Genomic DNA, 21,951 nt, shown 5'->3' with positions numbered 1-21,951 from the left:
AAGCCCTCACGCCAGGTACAGCAGGGGCCAGAGGAACAGCCAGACGACGTCCACCAGGTGCCAGTACATGCCGCCCAGCTCCAGGGGCGTATGGAACCGGGCCCCGAGCTCTCCCGACAGCGTCCGCAGCATCAATGTGACGAGCACGCCCACCCCCACCAGCACATGCACGGCGTGGACGCCGGTCATCACCCAATACAGCGTGAAGTAGAGGTTCGCGCCGGGCGCGGCGAAGGCCTCATACGCGTACCAGGCGCCCGGAAGCGCGCCGTCGCGAACGTGCTTCGCGTACTCCGCCGCCTTGATGGACAGGAAGGCGATGCCCATCACCACCGTCAGCGCGAGCAGCGCCGCGCTGACGAACTCCTTTCCGCCGCGAACGGCGTCCACGGCCAGCGCGACCAGGATGCTGCTCGACACCAGGACGAAGGTGTTCAGCGTGCCCAGGAACACGTCCATGTGCGCCGGGCCCTGCTGGAACACCTCCGGATACGTCAGCCGGTAGAACGCATAGGCCGTGAAGAGCACCGCGAACAGCAGCACCTCGGTGGCGATGAAGATCCACATGCCCAGGTGCGCGGCATCCTGCCGGGAGGACTCGTCCCCGAAGTGGCTGGCGCCGGGCGCCACCGGCCGCGCGCCTCCTTCATGCGGCATGGTCCACCTCCCCGTCCGCGCGCGGCGGACCGTATTCATGCGGGGGCCGGGGGAAGATCGGCGGCGCATGGAAGTTGAACTCCGGGGGCGGCGAATCACTCAGCCATTCGTACCCCTCGCTCCCCCACGGGTTGCGCCCCGCCACGCTGCCGTACCGCAGGGACCACCCCAGATAGATGGCGACGATGACGAACCCGAAGCCCAGCAAGGACGCTCCCGCCGTGGATGCCACGTGGAGCGGCTGGAACGATTCGGGATAGTCCGCGTACCTGCGCGGCATGCCTTGGTTGCCTAGGAGGAACTGAGGCAGGAACGTGGCGATGAATCCGAAGATGATGAGCACCGCGGTGCCAATGCCCATGCCCTCCGGGTAGCGGCGCCCCCACATCTTCGGGAACCAGTAGTGCAGCGCCGCGAGGAAGGCCATCAATGACGCGCCCACCATGATGAAGTGGAAGTGCGCCACCACGAAGTAGGTGTCGTGCCAGTGCAGGTCCGCGGAGGTGACGGCCACGGCGACGCCGCTCATGCCTCCGAAGAAGAGCAGGAAGATGAAGCCGAGCACGTAGGCGAACGGCGTCGACACCCACAAGCTGCCCCGGTACAGCGTCCCCAGCCAGGTGAAGATCTTCATCGCGGTGAAGATGGCCACCAGCATGGACAGCAGGCTGAACGCGCCCGCGCCGAAGGTGGACTGGCCGGAGACGAACATGTGGTGTCCCCAGGTGAGGAACCCCACGAACGCGATGCCCACCGTGCTCCAGACAATCACCCGGTAGCTGAAGGGACGCTTGCGGCTGAAGGCGCACACCGTCTCGCTGATGACGCCCATGCCCGGGAGGACCATGATGTAGACGGCCGGGTGGCTGTAGAACCAGAAGAGGTGCTGGTAGAGCAGCGGGTCGCCGCCCCTGGCCGGGTCGAACAAGCCCGCGCCCGCCACGCGCTCCAACGCCACCAACACCAGCACCATGCCCAGCACGGGCGTGGCCAGCACCTGGATGATGGACGTGCCGTACAGCGCCCACACGAAGAGCGGCACCTTCATCCAGGTGATGCCAGGGGCCCGCATCGTGTGCACGGTGGTGATGAAGTTGATGCCCGTGAGGATGGTGGAGAAGCCCACCACGAAGACGCCCACGAGCACGGGCAGCAAATCCCGGCCCGTGGCCGTGCTGTAGGGCGTGTAGAACGTCCACCCCGTGTCCACGCCCCCCTGGAAGATGCCCCACAGCGTCATCACCGCGCCCAACACGTAGAGGTAGAAGCTGGCCAGGTTGAGCCGGGGGAAGGCCACGTCCCGGGCCCCCAGCATCAACGGCAACAGGAAGTTGCCGAAGGACGCGGGGATGGACGGGATGAGGAACAGCCACACCATGACGACGCCGTGCACGGTGAAGGCGCGGTTGTAGGCCAGCCGTCCCATCACCGTCTCGCCGGGCGTGAGCAGCTCCACTCGGAGGGCCAGGGCGAACACGCCGCCGAGCAGGAACATCAGCAGCAGCACGGCCAGGAACATCACCCCGATGCGCTTGTGGTCGTGCGTGGTGAGCCAGGACCAGAGTCCACGCTCCGCGTCCAGGTAGCTGGGCCCCAGCGGGGCGCCCTCATCGTGGGAGGGGGCCATAGTCAGGCTCCTGGACCGGCGGGGGCTCCGGACGTTCCGGATGGAGGGACTTGATGAACTCGATGAGCGCGCCCACGTCCGCTGCGCTCAGCCGGCCATGGTAGGACGGCATCACCGGCGCGTAGCCGGCGACCACCTTCGCCAACGGGTCCATCATGGACTCGGTGAGGTACGCCACGTCCGCGCGCACGCTGCCGCCGGAGGCCAGCGGCTCCTCGCGCCCATAGAGCCCCAGCCACGTGGGGCCGATGTGCGGCGTGCCGTCGAGCGTGTGGCATTGGAGGCACCCTTGCCGCGCGGCCACGACACGCCCCTCGCGCGCGAGCGGTCCCAACACCTCCTCCTCCGCCGCGCCCTCGGAGGTCACCCACGTGGGCTCCGAGAGCTGCCGGGCGCGCCAGGTCTCGAAGGCCTCGGGCTCCAGCACCACCACCTCGGCGCGCATGCGCGAGTGGTCCAGGCCGCAGTACTCCGCGCACAGCACCCGGTAGCGCCCGGGCCGCACGGCCTCGAACCACACCTCCGTGTAGCGGCCGGGAAGTGCGTCCATCTTCACGCGGAAGGCGGGCACGTAGAAGGAGTGGATGACGTCTCGCGACGTGAGCAGCAGGCGCACCGGCGTCCCGGTGGGGACATGCAGCACGCCCACCATGCCGGGCCCGTCCGGATAGGCGAACTTCCACATCCACTGCTTGCCAGTGACGTAGACGTCCATCGCCTCGCGAGGGGGCGTGCGGGCCCACACGTAGTCCTCGAAGCCCAGCGCGCCCCAGAGCAGGAAGAAGGACAGCGGGACTCCGGCGAACGCCGCCTCCATCCACCGCGGGGCCGACATCGCGGGCGCGGGCCCATCGACGCGCCCACGCCGGTAACGCACCAGGAAGGTGAGTCCGGTCAGTCCGATGCCCGCCCCGACGATGAACGTGGTGATGATGATGAAGAAGTGCAGCCGGTCCACGCGCGGCGCCAGGGACGACGCCGCTTCGGGAAGGAAGAGGATGCGCCGCAGCAGGTCGCTCATGGCCGCCGCCCTCCTTCATCCGCGAGGACCTGCTCCATGGCGCGCTCGACGGGGACATGGATGACACCCGCGTCCCGGTCCACCCAGCCATAGCCGCGCAGCCGCGCTTGCTGGGCCTCGCGCAGCCTGGGCGCGCTGTCGTCCAACGCGAAGGGTTTCTGATTCACGTCCGCCACTTCGGCGCGCCCCAGGCCCGGAGGAAACGCCGCCCGCTCCGAGGACTCGAACCGGCGTTCGCTCCAACGAACCACCAGCAGCGCCGCCCCCACGAGCATCAGCCACGCGCCGCCCACCGCGACGATGCGCCGGCCCGGAAGGCTCCGCTGCTCCGGCGGAGGCGGTGTGAATCCCGGGCTCATGCGCCTGGCACCCGCAGGGAGTGCGGCAGGAACGGGTCACGCACCGGGACGGTGAAGCCACCGCGCACCAGCCACAACCACGCAGCCACGGTCACCCCACCGACGCCCGCCAGGGCCGTGACGCTCGTCCAGTGGAAGGAGCCTTCGCGGGGATGGAGCGCGGGGAAGATCAGCCAGTACACGTCCACCGCGTGCATGAGCAGCAGCCATGCGCTGACCGTGGCGAGCGCGACCGGGCGCTGCTTCACGCGGCGGAGCAGCAACAGGAAGAACGGGACGCCGAAGTGCCCCACCGCGATCAACACGGCCACCGCCCGCCAGCCGCCATCGAGCCGGGCGCGGTACCACGTCACCTCCTCTGGCAAGGAGGCAATCCACGCGAGCAGGAACTGCGAGAAGCCGCAGTAGGCCCACAGGCAGACGAAGGCGAGCAACAGCGTTCCCAACCGGAGGAAGTGCGGCGGGCCCATCAGCGCGCCGAACTCGCCGCCGCCCCGCGCCGCCGCCGCCGCAATCGCCACGGTGGCCAGCGCGCCCACCACCGCGCCGCAGCCCACGTACAGGGCATAGACGGTGGACTGCCACCACGGCTCCAGTGACATCAGCCAGTCCAGGCTGGCGAAGGACAGGCACAGCACCAGCAGGGGCAACGCGCCGGCGGACAGACGGCGCTGGCGCGCCGTGATGCGCACGGCCTGCTCGGTGATGGCCGGCTCCGCGTCCTGGCGCACGGACCAGCGATAAAGCAGCCCCCCCACCGCGCCCCAGACGGCGAAGTAGAAGATGGCTCGCACCACGAAGAAGGGCACGTTCAGGTAGGTGCTCTTGTGTTCCAGCAGGTGGAGGGCGTGCGCGTCCAGCCCCTGCGGAATGGCCACCCAGGGGAACAGGTGCGGCATCGCCACGACCACGGGGATGAAGAGCAGCGCGAACACCGGACAGCACGCGGCCATGACCTCCAGTGGCCGGCGCAGCACCGTGGGCCAGCGGGCTCGGGACGCGTGGAAGGTCGCCAGGATGAGGAGCGCGCCCAGGCAGAGCGACCACCACCAGGCGAACGCGAACAGGTAGCCGTGGGCCGCCTCGCGAGGCGACAGGAATCCGCCCAACAACGTGGCGACGAGCCCACCCGCGCCCACCCCGGCCGCGCCCACGACGCCGCGACGTCCCCGCGTGAAGCGCGTCAACACCGTGGCCGTCATGGCGTGCCTCCCGGTGCTGTCTGCTGGAGCGCCGCGCGCACGTCATCGGGCGCGGCGGACAGTGGAGCGCGCTGGCTGTACGCCAGGACTCGCAGCCAGGCCACGACCTTCCAGCGGGCTTCGGGCGTGAGCGCGTCCGCGTAGGACGGCATCAACCCGTAGCCCCCGGTGATGACCGAGTAATAGAACCCAGGCGGATGCGGCAGCGCGTCCCAGCCGGGCGACACCGGGAGCACGGCCGCCCCCGCGTCCGGAGGTGCCCCGCCCTCGGCGTGCATCGGATGCATGTGCGCCTCGCCATAGAGCGTCGGCGGCGGACGCTCCCGCATGTTCTGCCCGACGATGCTCTGCCCGTCTCCCAGCAGCCCGTGGCACGGCGCGCACCAGGTCTCGAAGTGGGCGCGCCCTTCCAGCAGGACGTCGCGCGTGAACGGCACCGGCAGCCGGTCCACGTCCACCCAGCCACCGTCCGGCGAGCCCCGGGGCGCGAAGGCCGCCTCCTGGAAGTACCACTCCCGGACCACCGTCCCAGGCACCCGAGGACGCATGGAGCGCGCGTCCGCGAAGTAGGGATTGGCGACGAACGCCCCGTCTCGCGCCTGCACCCGCATGGGGTCCAGGTCGACGCAGCCGGAGACCACCAGGAGCGCTCCCGCGGCGCCGTGCCCTCCTCGCCTCATGGCACCTCCTCCACCGCGAGCACCACGTTCGCGCCCAGCTCGCGCAGCGCGCCTTCCACTTCGTCCCGACGCGCCTCTTCCACTTCGATCGCGATCCAGAACCCGTCGATGCTGGCGCTGCGGAAAGCCTCCAGACGCAGGAAGGGGTGCGTCACCCGGGGCAGGCCACACGCGCCGATGACGCCCATGAAGATGGCGCTCGCGGCGGCCAGGACGCCGGACTCGAAGGTGATGGGGATGAACGCCGGACCGCTGTGCAGGGGCCGCCCGCCCACGTTCAGCGGCCAGTCCACGGCCTGGGTGAACCACTGCACGACATACGCGCCCACCGCGCCGCCCACGCCGGCGATGAGCGCGATCAGCGGCAGTCTCGACGGAGGCAGGTCCAACACCGCGTCCACCTCCTCCACGGGAAACGGGCTGTGCGCGTCCATGCGGCGGAAACCCCGGGTGCGCAGCGCACGCGCCGCCGCGACCAACCGGTCGGGAGCGCCGAACTCGCCCAGGACCCACCGGCTCATCGCCCACCGCCTTCCCGCGCGGAGACGGCGCGGGCGAAGGCCTCGGAGGCCGCCAGCTCATGTTGGAGCGCCTTCACCTCGCTGATGGGCACGGGCGGCAGGAACCGGAGGAACAGCAGGAAGCCGAGCCCGAAGAGCCCCAGCGTCCCGGACAGCAGGCTCAGGTCCACCCAGGTGGGCGCGTAGTGCCGCCAGCTCGAGGGGAGGAAGTCCTCGCTGAGCGGCGACACGATGATGATGAAGCGCTCCATCCACATGCCCACGTTGACGAGCAGCGCCGCGCACCACAGCACGACGGGCATGGTGCGCAGCCGCGCGGACCAGAAGAGCTGCGGCACCAGGACGTTGCAGGTGAAGACGAGCCAGAACGCCGGTGCATAGGGACCGGTGCGCAGGATGGACATCGCGTGCATCTCGTAGGGGTCTCCGCTGTACCAGCCGAAGAAGTGCTCCTGGACATAGCCGTAGGCGACGAACAGGCCGGACACGAGCAGCAGGCGCGCCAGGGCATCCAGGTGCGCGTCCGTCACCACCGCGTGCAGTTGGAGCGCGCGCCGGGCGGGAACCAACAGCGAGAGCACCATGGCCAGCCCGGAGAAAATGGCGCCCGCCACGAAGTACGGCGGGAAGACGGTGCTGTGCCAACCGGGGAGCTGCGACACCGCGAAGTCGAACGAGACGATGGTGTGCACCGACACGACCAGCGGCGTGGCCAGTCCCGCGAGCAGCAGGTAGCCCGTGCGCCAGTGCCGCCAGTGCCGGGCACTCCCCCGCCATCCCAGGGACAGCAGCCCCCAGACGCGGCGACGCCAGGACTGCCGCGCGGTGTCGCGCGCGGTGGCCAGGTCCGGGAGCATCCCCAGGTACCAGAACAACACCGACACGGTGAGGTAGGTGGTGACGGCCACCACGTCCCACGTGAGCGGTGAGCGGAACTGCGGCCACATCCGCAGCGAGCTGGGGTACGGGAACAGGTAGTAGAACTTCCAGGGGCGCCCCAGGTGCAGCAGCGGGAACAGCGCCGCGCACGTCAGGGCGAACAGGGTCATCGCCTCCGCCATGCGGTTGACGGAGCTGCGCCACTTCATCCCGAACAGCAGCAGGATGGCGGAGATGAGCGTGCCGGCGTGGCCGATACCAATCCACCAGACGAAGTTGATGATGCCGAACGCCCACGCGACGGGGATGTTGTTGCCCCAGGTGCCCACGCCCGTCACCAGCGTGACGGTGATGGCCACGATCAACAGCACCGTGAGCGCCGCGCACAGCCCCACCAGCGCCCACCACCCCGGCCCCGGCGTCGTGAGCACGGGGCGCAGCAACGCTTCACCCAGCCGGGCATCCGTGCGCCGCTCCTCGAGCAGCGGGTGGACGACCAGCGGGTCCTCGGGCACGGGGGCCAGTGGCAAGGGCTCGCTCATCCGGCGACCTCCCACGGATTCTTCAGGCGGATGAGGTGCACGGTGCGCGGCTGCGTCCCCAGGTGGTTCAACAGCGCGTAGTGGCGAGGATCCCGATGCAGTTGGCTGACGGGGTCCTCCGGCCGGTCGAGGTCACCGAAGACGATGGCGCCCGTGGGACACGCCTGCTGACAGGCGGTGCGCACCTCACCCTGGCGGATGTGGCGGCCCTCCACCCGCGCGGTGATGCGGGCCCCCTCGATGCGCTGCACGCAGTACGTGCACTTCTCCATCACCCCGCGCGAGCGCACCGTCACCTGCGGGTTGCGGTACATCCGGTCCAGCGGGCCGCCCCGGTTGTATTCCAGGTAGTTGAAGCGGCGGACCTTGTAGGGACAGTTGTTGGAGCAGTACCGCGTGCCGACGCAGCGGTTGTAGACCATCTGGTTGAGGCCCTCGTCCGAGTGGACGGTCGCGGCCACGGGGCACACGTACTCGCAAGGCGCGTACTCGCAGTGCACGCACATCAGCGGCTGGGTGATGACGGAAGGGTCGCTCGCGTCGCCCTGGAAGTAGCGGTCGATGCGAAGCCAGTGCATCTCCCGGCCGCGTCGCACCTGGTCCTTCCCCACCGCGGGGATGTTGTTCTCCGCCTGGCACGCGACGACACACGCACTGCAACCCGTGCAGCGGTGCAGGTCGATGGCCATGCCCCAACGATGGTGGGCCTCGGTCGGGACGGGCGTGGGGGGATAGAGATGCGCTTGGGGCGCCTGGAGCGCTTCGAGCCCGGTGTCTTCCCGCGCGGCGAAGCGGGAGGCCGTCGTCTGGAGCGCCACCGGCCGGCCCTCCATCCGCCAGTGTTCCTGCGTCAGCGCGAAGTCGTGGTGCCCCTCCAGGCGCGAGAGCCGCACCCCCGGCGCGAACCACGGCGCATCCTGGAAGCGCAGCACCTGCGCGTCGAAGCCCACGCCTCGGGCCACGGGACTGCCCAGGCGCTGGCCGTATCCCAGCGGCACCGTGAGCGTGTCATCCGCCTGCCCGGGCGCCACCAGCACCGGCGCTTCCACGGAGCGCCCCCGCAGCTCCAGCCGGACCCGCGAGCCCCGGGTCAGCGACAGCCGGGCCGCGGTCACCGGGCTCACCCCCACCGCGTTGTCCCAGGTGAGCTGCGTCACCGGGTCCGGCAGCTCCTGGAGCCAGGGGTTCGCCCCAAAGCGGCCGTCGTGGACCTTGGTGTCCGGGACGAAGTGCAGCTCCAGCCCGTCTCCAGGCGGAGGCAATCGCCGCACCGCCGCGAGCACCGCGGGGGCATCCACTGCGCCTCGCTGCTCGGGCAGCCGCGTATCCGCGATGACGCCCTCCGCGAGCCAGCGCTCCCACGCATCTTCGAATCGCTCCGGGGGCCGCGCCTGCTCACGCCACAGGGCCCGCAGGCGCTCGTAGGGCGTGGTGGACAACGCGCCGGTGAAGGCCGCCACCAGCTCCAGCGGCGGGACGGCGCTCTCCAGCAGGGGCGCGATGAGCGGTTGCAGGACCGTGGCGGTGCCGTCCACCGCACGTCCATCCTCCCAGGCCTCGTAGGGGTGCGTCGTGGGGACGGACCAGGACACCCTCGCGGCGGTCTCATCGTCGTGAAGCGCGCAATACACCGCGTCCTCGATCTGCTGCAGCGCGTCCCCCAACGGCACGTCCGTGGGCGCGCGGAACACGGGGTTCCAGGCGGTGATGAGCAGCGTGTCCACCCCACCCGCCCGGATGTCCGTCACCAGCTCGGACAAGGCCCCCCAGTCCGGCGCTGGCGCGAGGACCTGCTCCACGCACCGCACCGTCCCGTCGCCCAACGTCGCGTTGAGCAGGTGCGCCAGGGCGTGCACGGCGGGGGGCTGCGCTTCCCCCACCGAAACCCATGAGCGGGCCCCCTGCTCCATCAAATCCCGCGCGGCGCCCGCCACCCAGCGCTGCTCCGTGGCGTCCAAGGCCGCGGAGCCCTCCGCGAGCGCCGCGAGGTCCCCTCGGTTCAGCAGCCGCCCGAGCTCCGCCGCGAGCCCGCGTGCGACAAGCGGCACCCGGGACGGCCGTGCCCGGAGCCGCTCGTCCGCGAACGCCCCCGTGAGGCTCAGCCGGCTCTCCACCACCCAGAGCCGGTTGAGGTCGGGCGGCATGCGCGCGGCGATGAACTCGCGTGACGCCCGGAGCCCGCCCGTCGACGTGGACAGGAAGTCATCGTCCAACGACACGACGGCCCGCGCGGCGCCCCAGTCCGGCACCGCGCGCAGTTCACGCCCCAGGGCCAGCCGGGCGCCCGCGTCCGCATGCCCCGTGTCCGTCGACGTGAAGGGCACCACCCGGGCCTTCGGGAAACGTTCGAGGATGCGCGCATACGTCCGCGCCCACAGCGGTGACGCGCTGGGCTCCACCAGCAACCGCAGTCCCGCGCCCGCGTCCGTCCGGGCCGCGCGACGGCGAAGCATCTCGAAGACGCGGGCCAGCGACGTGGGCGCGCCCCGGTGACGCACGGCGCGCGCGCGGTGCGGGTCGTAGAGCCCCAGCAGCGAGGCCTGCTCATGCGCACCCGCGGCGCCCAGACTCTCCGGATGGGAAGGGTTGCCCGACACCAGGGTGGGCCGCCCCTCCTGGCTGCGCGCCAGCACGCCGCGCACATGGCCTTCCCACGTGAAGCCCGTGGCGAAATGGAGCGGAACGCCCGGCGTGAATTCAGGGGGCGGCCTCGAGTAGGGCAGCACCTTCTCCGGCGGTGAGCGGAAGCAGCCCGCGAGCCCGGACGCCGCGGTGCCGAACGCGGCCAACTCCAGCAGCACGCGCCGAGACAGCCCCTTGGGCGGCGCGTCCGCCTCGGGAGGGAACTCCTCCGGTGGCCCCTCCTCCATCGCCCTCCCCTCCAGGCTCCGCCACGGCGCGGGGCCTCCGAGCACGGGGAGCGGATATCGGTCCGTCAGCGGTGGCATGTCGAGCACTCGGTCCGGGGAGAGACATCCAGGGTCCGCATCACCAGGAGCCCCGTGTCGCGGGCCGCCCCCGGAGGACGCCACGTCATGTCCGCCACGCGCTCCGGCGGGCGCAGGTGCGGCACGGGGTCGCGGTGGCACTCCAGGCACCAGCCCATGGTGAGCGGCGCCACCTGCTCCACCCGCGCCATCTGGTCCACGCGGCCGTGACAGCTCACGCACCCCACGCCCTTGTGCACATGGATGGCGTGGTTGAAGAACACGTAGTTCGGCAGCCGGTGGACGCGGTTCCAGGGAATGGGCCGGTCCTCGAAGTAGCTTTGGCGCACCAGCGACAGGGGCTCGCTCTCGTTCCAGATTTGCGCATGGCAGCCCATGCACCGGCTGGTGGGCGGAATGCCGGCGAACGGCCCTTTCCAGGCGCCTTCATGGCAGTAGCGACAGCCGATGCCTTCGTCCGCGACGTGGTGCCGATGGTCGAACGGGACGGGTTGCGGCACGGGCTCGAAGGCGCCGGTGCCCAGGGGGTTCCGTGCCAGCAGCAACAGCGCGACGGGCAGCGCCACCGGCAGCACGGCCATCAGGCCGAGCACGGCGCGCAGGATTCCATCGGTCGCTGGAGGAAAGAGGCCCATACACCGCCCAGGCAGGCTCGCGGCCCGCACCTAGCGGAGGGACATCTCCCGGGGGAAGCACGCGGCTCGCGGAGCGTCCGTTACTCCAAGCCCCGCGGCACCCACGTCCGCGACTCCACAGGCGAATGCCCTGGAGGCGCAGCCGGACTATTCAGCCTTGGCCACGTCCTCGTCCAAGGCGACGTTGGTGGAGGCCCGGTCGTACACGGCGATATCGAGCAGCCCCTCCTCGCGCGCCACCAGCACCGGCACCAGCATCTGCCCCGTGACGTTCGTCATGGTGCGCATCATGTCGAGGATGCGGTCGATGGCCAGCAGGTAGCCCAGGCCCTCCAGCGGCAACCCCGCGGAGCTGAGCACCACCGTGGCCATCACCACCGCCGTCCCGGGCACGCCCGCGGTGCCGAAGCTGCCCAGCACCGACGCCAACAGGATGATGAAGTACTGCGACGCGGACAGCTCCAAGCCGAAGTACTGCGCCACGAAGAGCGACGCGATGGCCGGATAGATGGCACCACAGCCGTCCATCTTGATGCTCGCGCCCAGCGGCACCGCGAAGGACGCGTAGTCCTTGTTGACGCCCAGGTTGTGCGTCACCGCGCGGATGGCCACCGGCATGGACGCGAAGCTGGACGCGCTGACGAACGCCACCTGCATGCCCGGCGCTGCGCCTCGGAAGAAGCGCAGCGGGTTGAGTCCGTGCGTCAGCAGCAGCCCGCCGTAGACGAAGACGATGTGCAGCGCGCACGCCAGGTACAGCGCGAACACGAGCTTGCCCAAGGGCAGCAGGCGCTCGAAGCCATAGGTCCCCACCAGCGCCGCGATGAGCCCGAAGGTCCCCAGCGGCGTGAGCTCCAGCACGAAGCGCGTGACTTGAATCATCGCGTCACTGGCCTCGCGGACCAGCTCGCGCAACCGGGCCGTCTTCTCGCCCAGCTTCACCAGCGCGAAGCCCAGCAGCGCGGCGAAGAAGATGACCTGGAGGATCTTCCCACCCGCCAGCGCGGCGAACGGGTTGGTGGGGACCACATCCAGCAGCACCTGGATGGGGCCGGGCACGTCCTTCGGCTTGAAGGACTCCATGGCCACGAGCTGCCCCACGCCCACGCCGGGCTGCAGGAACGTCGCGACAGCCAGCCCCACCCCCACGGCCAGCGCGGCGGTGATGGCGAACCAGAGGAATGTCTTTCCGCCCAGCGCCGCCACGCTCTTCTGCCCGTGGAGCGCCGCCACCGCGTTCATCACCGCGAAGAACACCAGCGGCGTGGCGATCATCTTGATGAGGTTGACGTAGAGCGTCCCCAGCGGCTGGAACCAAGGGCCCGCCGGCTCGCCCACGAGCCAGCCCGCCACGGCGCCGAGCACGAAAGCCCCCAGGACGCGCTGCCAGAAGGGGATGCGGAACCAGGCGGAGACCAGCTTCTTCACGGGGGGACCTCGTGGCGTCGGGCGGCGGACGATAACTCCCCTCCCCGGGGCGCGCAGGGGGAAGCGCAGATTTTGCGCTGGGTGTGAACGGCACCCGGGATCCCCGTTTTGCCTCGTCCCGGAGCGCCCGGAAGGGGCCCCCAAGCACATCAGGGCCTCCCATTTATTCCCGGGGAGCGGTACACCAGGGCCCACCATGGCCGAGACCTCTTCGCTCAACATCCCCACTGTCGACCTCGCCGACCTCGCGTCGGATGACTCCGCTCGCGTCGAGCGCGCTGCCGCGGCGATCCGCGAGGCCTTTGGCGTTTTTGGTCTCGTGTACGTGAAGAACCACGGCGTCGACACCCAGGCGCTGAACCGGTTCTACGACGCCTTTGGCGCGTTCATCGCGAAGCCCGCCGAGGAGAAGAAGCCCTACGGCCGTGCCGACATCTGGTACCAGCGGGGTTGGACGCCTCCGAACACCGAGGTCGCGGTCGCCGGCAACGGCCAGCCGGACTTCAAGGAGTGCTACTTCGCCGCGCCCTACCCCAATGACCCGCAGTCCGCGCTCGAGTTCCCGGAGCTGTACCCGGAGAACGTGTGGCCCCAGAACGCGCCGGCCTACTTCGAGGACGGCCTGATGACGCTGGGCCGCTCGCTCCACGAAGCCGGCCTGAAGCTGCTCCGGGGCTCCGCCATCGCGCTGGGTCTGCCGGGCAACCTCTTCTCCGAGCTGTGCGAGCGCGGCGCCCACGTCACCCGCGCGCTCCAGTACCTGCCCCTCACCGATGCGCAGGTGAACACCTCCATCGTCTGGGGCGAGGAGCACACGGACTTCAACCTGCTCACCCTGCTCCCCGGGGGACGCTTCCTGGACCCCAACGGCGGCGCGGCGCCGGGCCCCGACAACAAGAGCGGCCTGTACCTGCGCACGCGCGCGACGCCCGAGGCGCCCAACGGCCTCCAGGTCCGTGGGACCGCGCCCGCGGGATGCATCGTCGCGCAGGTGGGCCAGCAGCTCGAAATCCTCACGGGCGGCACCTTCCTCGCCACCCCCCACGTCATCACCGCCCCGGGCGTGTCGGGATGGCAGCGTCAGTCGGCCGCGCACTTCATGCACGTGCACACCAACACGGTGCTGTTCCCGCTGGAGAAGTTCCGCGGCCCCGAGGCCATCCGGAACTACGCCCCGCCCGTGCTCGCGGGGACGTATGACATCAAGACGCTGGTGGACATCGGGCTGGCGCCCGCGAGCGCGCTCGACAAGCTCGGGTACCGCCACTACGACCGGCTGAACCGTCAGCGCGCTGGCGCGTAGTTCGCCGTCGTGATCCGAGGCCCCAGCGACACGGGGGCCTCGCGTGTCCGCGGCGCAAAGACAGACAATAAAACACATACAAACGTCTGCCTTTGCCTGTCAGTCATTGATTTCACATATCAAAGGCAGAGTCCTGTCATTGCGGCGCCTGAAATCACTGAAAATGATTTCATGTAGGCATGGGAGGGTCCAGGCGACCGTTTCGGGTCCCAAGACGAAGCCATGGGGGCCCCAAAAACCACTGATGACGTGTTCATGTAGGCATGACACCTCCGGCGCACATGCTCGCCCATCTGCCTGGCAAGCGACCTGCCGACCGCCTGGCCAAAACCTCAGCAAAAAATGACTGAAGGTTCGTTCATGTAGGCACGACACTTCATTTCTAGCGCTTGGAACATCGCGACAGGTGTCGCAGGTTGACGCTGTCCTGCCCTGCGGTGGGATATGTCGCCTGTGCGACAGCCGTACTGGCCGCGCGTCCGAGCCAATGGCGAACAGCCGGTAGACCCGTCAAGGGTAGCCCGGCCTGCCTGCCCGCCTGCGTGACCCGCGCACCGAGGTGAGGAGCTTCGCCGCACGATGAACAACACCATCGACTTCAAGACGCTCTTCGACGCCTCCCCCAACCCGTACATGCTGCTCGACCGCGACCTGCGGTACGTCGCGGCCAACGATGCGTACCTCCGCATCACCGCCAGTACGTTGGACTCGCTCCTGGGGCGATACGTCTTCGAGGTGTTCCCGAACGACCCGGAGAACCCCGACAACGCCAACACGCTGCAACTCCGCGAGTCCTTCCTCCGGGTGCTGGCGCAGCGGAGCCCGGACATCCTCGCGCTGATTCCCTACCGGGTCCCCCGGAACACCGACGCGGGCGTCGTCACCGAGCACCGGTACTGGAGCGCCACCCACATCCCCCTCTTGGATGCCAAGGGCGACGTGGCCTACATCCTCCAGCACACCGTCGACGTCACCGAACTGCAGCGGCTCCAGGAGGCCGTCCGCGCGGCCACCGGGACGACGGCGCCCGAGCCCGGCGCGTCGCAGCCCGCGCAGATGGAAGCCGGCGTGTTCCAGCGGGCCCAGCAGGTGCAGGAGGCCAACCGGAGCCTGGACCTGGAGCGGCGCCACCTCCGCCGCCTGTTCGAACAGGCGCCCAGCTTCATGTGCTTCCTGCGCGGCAAGGAGCACGTCTTCGAGCTGGCCAACACGGCCTACCAGCAGCTCGTCGGCCACCGCCCCATCCTGGGCAAGGCCATCCGGGACGCCCTGCCGGAGGTGGACGGCCAGGGCTACTTCGAGCTGCTCGACCGCGTCTTCACCACCGGTGAGGCCTTCGTGGGCCGCGGCATGCGGGTGTTCCTGCAGCGGACGCCGGACGACACGCTCGCGGAGAGCCACGTCGACCTCGTGTATCAACCCATCATCGAGCCGGACGGCGCCATCACCGGCATCTTCGTCCAGGGCCACGACATCACCGAGCAGAAGCGCGCCCAGGACGAGCTGCGCCAGTACAAGGACCACCTGGAGGACCTCGTCCGCGAACGGACCCGCGCGCTCGAGGAGAGCGAGACCGAGCGGCGGCAGACGGAAGCGGCGCTGCGACAGGCGCAGAAGATGGAAGCGGTGGGCAAGCTCACCGGCGGCGTGGCGCACGACTTCAACAACCTGCTCCAGGTCATTGGCGGCAACCTCCAGCTCCTGCTGCGCGACGTGGGGGACAACACCCAGGCCCAGCGCCGGTTGACCACCGCCATTGGCGCGGTGGAGCGCGGGGCACGGCTCTCCTCGCAGCTCCTCGCGTTCGCCCGGCGACAGCCGCTCAACCCGACGGTCATCAGCCTGGGGCGGCTGGTGCGTGGCATGGACGACCTGCTCCGCCGAGCGCTCGGCGAGGACGTGGAGCTGGAGACCATCATCGGCGGCGGGCTCTGGAACACCTTCGTCGACCCGAACCAGCTCGAGAACGTCATCCTCAACCTGGCCATCAACGCGCGCGACGCCATGGAGGGCCAGGGCAAGCTGACGCTCGAGGCCGGCAACGCCATGCTGGATGACCACTACAGCCAGCTCCACGCGGACGTGACCGCCGGCCAGTATGTGTTGCTGGCCATCTCCGACACCGGCTGCGGCATGTCGGCAGAAGTGCTGGAGCGGGCCTTCGAACCGTTCTTCACCACCAAGCCCGAGGGCCGGGGCACGGGCCTGGGCCTGAGCATGGTGTATGGCTTCGTCAAGCAGACCGGCGGCCACGTGAAGATCTACAGCGAGGTCGGCCACGGGACGACCATCAAGATCTACCTCCCCCGCTCGCTCCAGGTGGAGATGCCCCGCGCCGAGGTCATCAACGAACCCGTCGAGGGCGGCTCCGAGACGCTGCTCGTGGTCGAGGACGACGCGGAGGTGCGCGCCACCGCCGTGGAGATGCTCACGGAGCTGGGCTACCGCGTGCTCAAGGCGTCCGACGGCCAGAGCGCGCTCGCCGTCATCCAGAGCGGCATCCCCATTGACCTGCTCTTCACCGACGTGGTGATGCCCGGCCCGGTGCGAAGCCCCGAGCTGGCGCGGCAGGCCAAGGCGCTCTCCCCGGACCTGGAGGTGCTCTTCACCTCCGGCTACACGGAGAACGCCATCGTCCATGGCGGCCGGTTGGACCCCGGCGTTCAACTGCTGAGCAAGCCCTACCGGCGCGAGGACCTGGCGCGGAAGATCCGCCAGTTGCTCGCCGCGCGGCAGCAGCGCATCACCGAACGCGAGGCCATGAACCCGCCCCGCCTGACGCCACCGCCGGTGTCGACACCCGCCGTGGAGCGGGTGTCACTGCGAATCCTCCTCGTGGAGGACGACGAGAACATCCTGTTGCCCGCGTGCGAGCTGCTGGAGACCTTGGGCCATACCGTGACGGCCGTCACCAGCGCGGAGCAGGCCACGCCCCTGCTGGCCTCGCGCACGTACGACCTGCTCTTCACCGACGTGAGCCTGCCTGGCCAGTCCGGCATCGAGCTGGCCCGCCAGGCGCTCCAGGACGCCCCCTCGCTGCGCGTCATCATCGCGTCGGGGCACGGCAACAACCTGGACAAGGACGACACCAGCGCGCTCGCGGGCGCCATCCTGCTGCCCAAGCCCTACGGCATCACCCAGCTCGAGCAGGCGCTGGCCCAGGCCACCGTATGAAGGTGAATTCAGGTTCATGCACTGCGTCATGCGGACAAGGCGCAAGGGGCGCTTGCTCCGCGCGCGACAAACGCCGTTAATCAGCGCATGAAATTCCTGAGAGAGCTCCGCTCGGTCCTCAACCTGACCGTGCTGGTGGCCGGGCTCGGCTACTTCGTCGACCTCTTCGACATCACGCTGTTCGGCGTGGTGCGTGTCGCCTCGCTGAAGGACATTGGCATCACGGACCCGGCCGAAATCCTCCAGAGCGGCCTGCTCATCTACAACGCGCAGATGGTGGGCATGATGGTGGGCGGCCTGCTGTGGGGCGTGCTCGCCGACAAGCGCGGGCGTCTCTCGGTGATGTTCGGCTCCATCCTGCTCTACTCGTTCGCGAATCTGGCCAACGCCTTCGCCTGGGACGTCACCAGCTACGCCGTCTTCCGGTTCCTGGGCGGCGTGGGCCTGGCGGGCGAGCTGGGCGCGGCCATCACCCTGGTCGCGGAGTCCCTGCCCAAGGAGAAGCGCGGCCTGGGCACCACCATCGTCGCCACGCTGGGCATGCTCGGCATCGTCGCCGCGGCCTTCGTCGGTCAGCACCTGTACTGGAAGACGGCCTACCTCACCGGCGGCTTCATGGGCATCGCGCTGCTCTTCGCGCGCTTCAAGGTGTCCGAGTCGGAGCTGTTCCAGAAGAAGACGGACCCGTCACGCGCCAACCCGCTGCTGCTGCTCACCGGCGGCCGGTTCCTCAAATACATCTGCTGCATCCTGATTGGCGTGCCCATCTACTTCACCACGGGCATCCTCTTCACCTTCGCGCCCGAGCTCACCGCCGGCCTCAACGTCCAGGGCACGGTGACGGCCGGCAACGCCATCCTCTACGGCTCCATTGGCCTGACGCTGGGCGACCTGCTGGCCGGCGTCTTCAGCCAGTGGCTCAAGAGCCGCAAGCGCGCCGTGGCCATCAACCTCATCGCGGGCTTCTCGCTGATGCTCGTCTACGGCCTGACGCCGGGGCTCACCAGCACCATGGTGTACGTCCTCAGCTTCCTCATTGGCATCACCGTGGGCTACTGGGCCGTGCTCGTCACCATGGCCGCCGAGCAGTTCGGCACCAACATCCGCGGCACCGTGGCCACCACCGTCCCCAACTTCGTGCGCGGCTCGGCGGCGCTCGCGGCCAGCGGCTTCGCCTACCTCAAGGGCGAGATGTCCGTGGCCACCGCGGCCATCGTCGTCGGCAGCGTCTGCTTCGGCCTGGCGCTCATCGCCCTCACCCGCCTGGAGGAGACGTTCCACCGCGACCTGGATTTCGAGGAGACGGCCACCGGCCCGGAGACGGCCCCGCAGACCTCGCAGTCCAGCACCTGACGCCCCGTGCGCCGCGCACGCCGCGCCGCGCACTGAAGTGGACGTTCCTCCCGCGGGCCATTGCCCCAGGGCCCGTGGGAGGCCTACAGCGCGATCATGGAACAGATGACGCACCGTCCCATCCAGAAGGTCCTTTGCGCCAACCGCGGTGAGATTGCCATCCGCGTCTTCCGCGCCTGCAACGAACTGGGCATCCGCACCGTCGCCATCTACAGCGACGAGGACCGCACCCACGAGCACCGCCACAAGGCCGACGAGGCGTACCTCGTGGGCCGGGGCAAGCGGCCCGTGGAAGCGTACCTGGGCATCGACGAAATCCTCGACGTGGCCCAGAAGGCCGGCGTGGACGCCATCCACCCCGGCTACGGCTTCCTGTCGGAGAACGCCGCCTTCGCCGAGGCCTGTGAGCGGCGCGGCATCCGCTTCATCGGGCCGCGCTCGGACGTGGTCCGCACCATGGGCGACAAGGTCGCCGCGAAGCACCTGGCCGAAGCCGTGGGGGTCCCCGTCGTCCCCGGCGTGACGCTGGAGGGCGACGACGCCCACGTCCTGGCCCAGGCCCGCGACTTCTTCACGAAGCATGGCGGCCCCATCCTGGTGAAGGCGGCCCACGGCGGCGGCGGGCGCGGCATGCGCGTGGTGCGCGAGGCCAAGGACCTGGAGGACGCGCTGGCCTCCGCGCGCTCGGAGGCGAAGAGCGCCTTCGGCTCGGCGGCGGTGTTCCTGGAGCGCTTCCTGGAGCGGGTGCGGCACATCGAGGTGCAGTTGCTGGGCGACCTGCACGGCAACATCGTCCACCTGCACGAGCGCGACTGCTCCGTGCAGCGGCGCCACCAGAAGGTCATCGAGATCGCCCCCGCCCCCAACCTGGCGCCGGCGGTGAAGGAGGCCATCTGCGAGGCGGCGGTGCGGCTGGCCCGGAAGGCCGGCTACACCAGCGCGGGCACCGCCGAGTTCCTGGTGGCGAACGACGCCTTCTACTTCATCGAGTGCAACGCCCGGCTCCAGGTGGAGCACACCGTCACCGAGCAGGTGACGGGCGTGGACCTGGTGCAGAGCCAGATTCGCATCGCGGAAGGCTCCCGGCTGGACGCGCCCGAGGTGGGCATCTCCCGCCAGGAGGACGTGGTGCCCCGCGGCTACGCGGTGCAGCTCCGCGTCACCACCGAGGACCCGGCCAATCAGTTCATGCCAGACGCGGGCATCATCACCGCCTGGCGCGCGGCCACCGGCTTCGGCATCCGGCTGGATGGCTCCAACGGCTACACGAACGCCGTCATCTCGCCCTACTACGACTCCATGCTGGTGAAGGTCATCGCCTACGCGCCCACGTTCCAGGGCGCGGTGATGAAGGGCCAGCGCGCGCTGCGCGAGTTCCGCATCCGCGGCGTGAAGACGAACCTGCCCTTCCTGGAGAACGTCCTGTCCCACCCCGCCTTCCAGCAGGGTGAGACGTACACGCGCTTCATCGACGAGACGCCGGAGCTGTTCCACCTGGAGCCCCGCCGCGACCGCGCCACCAAGCTGCTCCAGTACCTGGGCGACGTCACCGTCAACGGCCACCCCACCATCAAGAAGCCGCAGCGGCTCAAGCCCACGCAGTTCCTGGAGCCCCGACTGCCGGTGACGCCGCCCGGGCCCGTGCCCCGGGGCACCGCGCAGATTCTGGCGGAGAAGGGCCCGCGCGGGCTGGCGGACTGGGTGCTGGCCCAGAAGCGCGTGCTGCTGACGGACACCACCATGCGGGACGCGCACCAGTCCCACCTGGCCACGCGCATGCGCACCCGCGACATCCTCCGCGTGGCGCCCGCCACCGCGCACCTCGCCTCGGAGCTGTTCAGCCTGGAGAGCTGGGGCGGCGCCACCTTCGACACCGCGTACCGCTTCCTCAATGAAGACCCGTGGGCCCGCCTGCGCGCGCTCAAGGCCGCCGCGCCCAACCTGCTCCAGCAGATGCTCCTGCGCGGCGCGAACGCGGTGGGCTACACCAGCTACCCGGACAACGTGGTGGAGGCCTTCATCGACGAGGCGGCCGAGGCCGGCGTGGATGTGTTCCGCATCTTCGACAGCCTCAACGATTTGGGCAGCATGGAGGTCTCCATCCGCCGCGTGCTGACGACGGGCAAGGTGGCGGAGGTGGCCATCTGCTACACGGGCGACGTCGCCAACCCCAAGCGCACCCGGTACACGCTGGACTACTACGCGGACCTGGCGCGGCGCATTGAAGACTCCGGCGCGCACTTCCTGTGCATCAAGGACATGGCGGGCCTGCTGCGTCCCCGCGCCGCCGCCATGCTGGTGCAGCGGCTGCGCGAGGTGACGCGGCTGCCCATCCACCTGCACATGCACGACACGTCCGGCAATGGCGTCGCCGCCTACCTGGAGGCCATCGAGCACGGCGTGCACGTGGTGGACGTGGCGCTGGGCAGCATGGCCGGCCTGACGAGCCAGCCCAGCTTCAACGCGCTGGTGAGCGCCCTGCGCGGTCACCCCCGCGAGACGGGCCTGGCCAACGCGAGGCTCCAGCCGCTGGCGAACTACTGGGAGGACGTGCGCGAGTACTACGCCCCCTTCGAGAGCGGCCTCAAGAGCACGACCAGCGAGGTGTACTACCACGAGATTCCCGGCGGTCAGTACTCCAACCTCCGCCCGCAGGTGGCGGAGATGGGACTGCTGGGGCGCTGGAACGACGTGAAGGACGCCTTCGCGCTGGTCAACGTGCTGGTGGGAGACATTCCCAAGGTGACGCCGTCCTCGAAGATGGTGGGTGACTTCGCCATCTTCCTGCTCAAGAACGACCTCCTGGTGCGGGCCACCACGCTGGCGGAGGCTGCGGCGCTCACCCGCCAGAAGTTGATTGAACAGGCGCCGCGCCTGGACTTCCCCACCAGCGTGGTGGGCTACTTCCGCGGCGAGCTGGGCCAGCCGCCCAACGGCTTCCCCGAGGACCTGCGCGCCGCCGTGCTCAAGGGCCTGCCGCGCGTGGAGGGCCGCCCTTCCGCCAGCATGCCTCCGCTGGACCTGGACGCGCTCCAGCGCGAGCTGTCCAACAAGACAGGCCATGCCCTCACCCGCGTGGACGCCATCTCCAGCGCGCTCTACCCGCGCGTCATGTCGGGCTACCTGGAGGACCTCGCCCGCTACGAGGACGTCTCCATCCTCGACACGCCCAACTACTTCTACGGCATGGAGGTGGGCCAGGAGATCTGGGTGGAGCTGGAGCCCGGCAAGACGTTGGTCATCAGCCTGTCCGCGGTGGGCGAGCCGGACGAGGAAGGCGTGCGCACCGTCTACTTCGCCCTCAACGGCCACAACCGCACCGTCCAGGTGAGGGACCGCGGCCGGGCCACCACCGTGGAGGCGCGCCGTCAGGCGGACCGCGCCAACCCGAACCACGTGGCCGCCAGCATGCCGGGCACCGTCATCACCGTGCACGTCAAGGTGGGCGACGCGGTGGAGACGGGCGCACCGCTCGTCACCCTGGAGGCGATGAAGATGGAGACGGTGGTGCGCGCGCCCAGGACGGGCACCGTGGAGGAGGTCATCCCGGCGCTCAAGGCCGCCGTCCAGGGGGGCGACCTGCTGGTGGTGCTGAAGTAGCCGCGCGGTGGGTGGCGGTGGC

Annotated in this window: 15 protein-coding genes; 4 read left to right on the top strand and 11 right to left on the bottom strand. The window is 69.7% G+C overall.

The genetic code is table 11. From position 1 onward, the window contains the following. Positions 1-6 precede the first annotated feature (6 nt). The 11 genes from A176_RS14665 to A176_RS14615 all read right to left on the bottom strand — a co-directional run bounded on the left by A176_RS14665 (position 7) and on the right by A176_RS14615 (position 12,499). Positions 7-657, bottom strand: a complete 651-nt coding sequence (locus A176_RS14665; protein WP_002639525.1) for a cytochrome c oxidase subunit 3 — start codon at positions 655-657, stop codon at positions 7-9. Beyond that, positions 647-2,284: a cbb3-type cytochrome c oxidase subunit I gene (locus tag A176_RS14660; protein ID WP_002639524.1), complete on the bottom strand. Its 1,638-nt coding sequence runs from the start codon at positions 2,282-2,284 to the stop codon at positions 647-649. The genes A176_RS14665 and A176_RS14660 overlap by 11 nt, the downstream gene beginning before the upstream one ends. Next, on the bottom strand, positions 2,265-3,305 hold the full coding sequence (coxB, locus tag A176_RS14655; RefSeq protein ID WP_002639523.1) for a cytochrome c oxidase subunit II: 1,041 nt from the start codon (positions 3,303-3,305) through the stop codon (positions 2,265-2,267). The genes A176_RS14660 and coxB overlap by 20 nt, the downstream gene beginning before the upstream one ends. Then, positions 3,302-3,664 (bottom strand): hypothetical protein, encoded by a 363-nt coding sequence (locus A176_RS14650; protein ID WP_002639522.1) that lies wholly within the window; start codon positions 3,662-3,664, stop codon positions 3,302-3,304. Before A176_RS14650 ends, coxB begins: the two co-directional genes overlap by 4 nt. Then, positions 3,661-4,866, bottom strand: coding sequence for a hypothetical protein (locus tag A176_RS14645; RefSeq protein ID WP_002639521.1), 1,206 nt, complete (start codon positions 4,864-4,866; stop codon positions 3,661-3,663). Before A176_RS14645 ends, A176_RS14650 begins: the two co-directional genes overlap by 4 nt. Beyond that, the gene (locus A176_RS14640) at positions 4,863-5,546 is read right to left on the bottom strand and encodes a c-type cytochrome (RefSeq protein WP_021780963.1); all 684 of its coding nucleotides are present in this window, start codon (positions 5,544-5,546) and stop codon (positions 4,863-4,865) included. Before A176_RS14640 ends, A176_RS14645 begins: the two co-directional genes overlap by 4 nt. Then, a complete protein-coding gene (locus A176_RS14635) occupies positions 5,543-6,067 on the bottom strand; it encodes a DUF3341 domain-containing protein (protein ID WP_002639519.1) in 525 nt (174 codons plus the stop codon). Before A176_RS14635 ends, A176_RS14640 begins: the two co-directional genes overlap by 4 nt. Beyond that, the gene (nrfD, locus tag A176_RS14630; protein ID WP_021780962.1) at positions 6,064-7,488 is read right to left on the bottom strand and encodes an NrfD/PsrC family molybdoenzyme membrane anchor subunit; all 1,425 of its coding nucleotides are present in this window, start codon (positions 7,486-7,488) and stop codon (positions 6,064-6,066) included. The genes A176_RS14635 and nrfD overlap by 4 nt, the downstream gene beginning before the upstream one ends. After that, the gene (locus A176_RS14625) at positions 7,485-10,436 is read right to left on the bottom strand and encodes a 4Fe-4S dicluster domain-containing protein (RefSeq protein ID WP_044889180.1); all 2,952 of its coding nucleotides are present in this window, start codon (positions 10,434-10,436) and stop codon (positions 7,485-7,487) included. The genes nrfD and A176_RS14625 overlap by 4 nt, the downstream gene beginning before the upstream one ends. Continuing rightward, positions 10,424-11,071 carry a cytochrome c3 family protein gene (locus A176_RS14620; RefSeq protein WP_044889179.1) on the bottom strand — a complete coding sequence of 216 codons (648 nt, stop codon included), beginning with the start codon at positions 11,069-11,071 and terminating at the stop codon, positions 10,424-10,426. The genes A176_RS14625 and A176_RS14620 overlap by 13 nt, the downstream gene beginning before the upstream one ends. A gap of 147 nt (positions 11,072-11,218) precedes the next feature. Then, complete coding sequence (locus tag A176_RS14615; RefSeq protein ID WP_002640321.1) at positions 11,219-12,499, bottom strand: dicarboxylate/amino acid:cation symporter; 1,281 nt, start codon at positions 12,497-12,499, stop codon at positions 11,219-11,221. A gap of 196 nt (positions 12,500-12,695) precedes the next feature. Here A176_RS14615 and A176_RS14610 point away from each other — a divergent pair, with 196 nt between their 5' ends. The 4 genes from A176_RS14610 (at position 12,696) to A176_RS14595 (ending at position 21,929) form a co-directional block, all read left to right on the top strand. Further along, positions 12,696-13,802 carry an isopenicillin N synthase family dioxygenase gene (locus A176_RS14610; RefSeq protein ID WP_002640322.1) on the top strand — a complete coding sequence of 369 codons (1,107 nt, stop codon included), beginning with the start codon at positions 12,696-12,698 and terminating at the stop codon, positions 13,800-13,802. A 579-nt stretch (positions 13,803-14,381) separates the two neighbouring features. Then, positions 14,382-16,976, top strand: a complete 2,595-nt coding sequence (locus A176_RS14605; RefSeq protein WP_002640323.1) for a response regulator — start codon at positions 14,382-14,384, stop codon at positions 16,974-16,976. Positions 16,977-17,063: 87 nt separating this feature from the next. Further along, positions 17,064-18,329: an MFS transporter gene (locus tag A176_RS14600; RefSeq protein ID WP_002640324.1), complete on the top strand. Its 1,266-nt coding sequence runs from the start codon at positions 17,064-17,066 to the stop codon at positions 18,327-18,329. A gap of 96 nt (positions 18,330-18,425) precedes the next feature. Then, positions 18,426-21,929: a pyruvate carboxylase gene (locus A176_RS14595; RefSeq protein ID WP_002640325.1), complete on the top strand. Its 3,504-nt coding sequence runs from the start codon at positions 18,426-18,428 to the stop codon at positions 21,927-21,929. Positions 21,930-21,951: the final 22 nt, after the last annotated feature.

Source organism: Myxococcus hansupus, assembly GCF_000280925.3.
Lineage (GTDB): Bacteria > Myxococcota > Myxococcia > Myxococcales > Myxococcaceae > Myxococcus > Myxococcus hansupus.
This window is presented reverse-complemented; position numbering and strand designations above follow the sequence as displayed.

Coding starts and splice junctions, on each gene's coding strand:
- A176_RS14665 (WP_002639525.1), bottom strand. CDS start 657: ATGCCGCATGAAGGAGGCGCGCGGCCGGTGGCGCCCGGCGCCAGCCAC.
- A176_RS14660 (WP_002639524.1), bottom strand. CDS start 2,284: ATGGCCCCCTCCCACGATGAGGGCGCCCCGCTGGGGCCCAGCTACCTG.
- coxB (WP_002639523.1), bottom strand. CDS start 3,305: ATGAGCGACCTGCTGCGGCGCATCCTCTTCCTTCCCGAAGCGGCGTCG.
- A176_RS14650 (WP_002639522.1), bottom strand. CDS start 3,664: ATGAGCCCGGGATTCACACCGCCTCCGCCGGAGCAGCGGAGCCTTCCG.
- A176_RS14645 (WP_002639521.1), bottom strand. CDS start 4,866: ATGACGGCCACGGTGTTGACGCGCTTCACGCGGGGACGTCGCGGCGTC.
- A176_RS14640 (WP_021780963.1), bottom strand. CDS start 5,546: ATGAGGCGAGGAGGGCACGGCGCCGCGGGAGCGCTCCTGGTGGTCTCC.
- A176_RS14635 (WP_002639519.1), bottom strand. CDS start 6,067: ATGAGCCGGTGGGTCCTGGGCGAGTTCGGCGCTCCCGACCGGTTGGTC.
- nrfD (WP_021780962.1), bottom strand. CDS start 7,488: ATGAGCGAGCCCTTGCCACTGGCCCCCGTGCCCGAGGACCCGCTGGTC.
- A176_RS14625 (WP_044889180.1), bottom strand. CDS start 10,436: ATGCCACCGCTGACGGACCGATATCCGCTCCCCGTGCTCGGAGGCCCC.
- A176_RS14620 (WP_044889179.1), bottom strand. CDS start 11,071: ATGGGCCTCTTTCCTCCAGCGACCGATGGAATCCTGCGCGCCGTGCTC.
- A176_RS14610 (WP_002640322.1), top strand. CDS start 12,696: ATGGCCGAGACCTCTTCGCTCAACATCCCCACTGTCGACCTCGCCGAC.
- A176_RS14605 (WP_002640323.1), top strand. CDS start 14,382: ATGAACAACACCATCGACTTCAAGACGCTCTTCGACGCCTCCCCCAAC.
- A176_RS14600 (WP_002640324.1), top strand. CDS start 17,064: ATGAAATTCCTGAGAGAGCTCCGCTCGGTCCTCAACCTGACCGTGCTG.
- A176_RS14595 (WP_002640325.1), top strand. CDS start 18,426: ATGGAACAGATGACGCACCGTCCCATCCAGAAGGTCCTTTGCGCCAAC.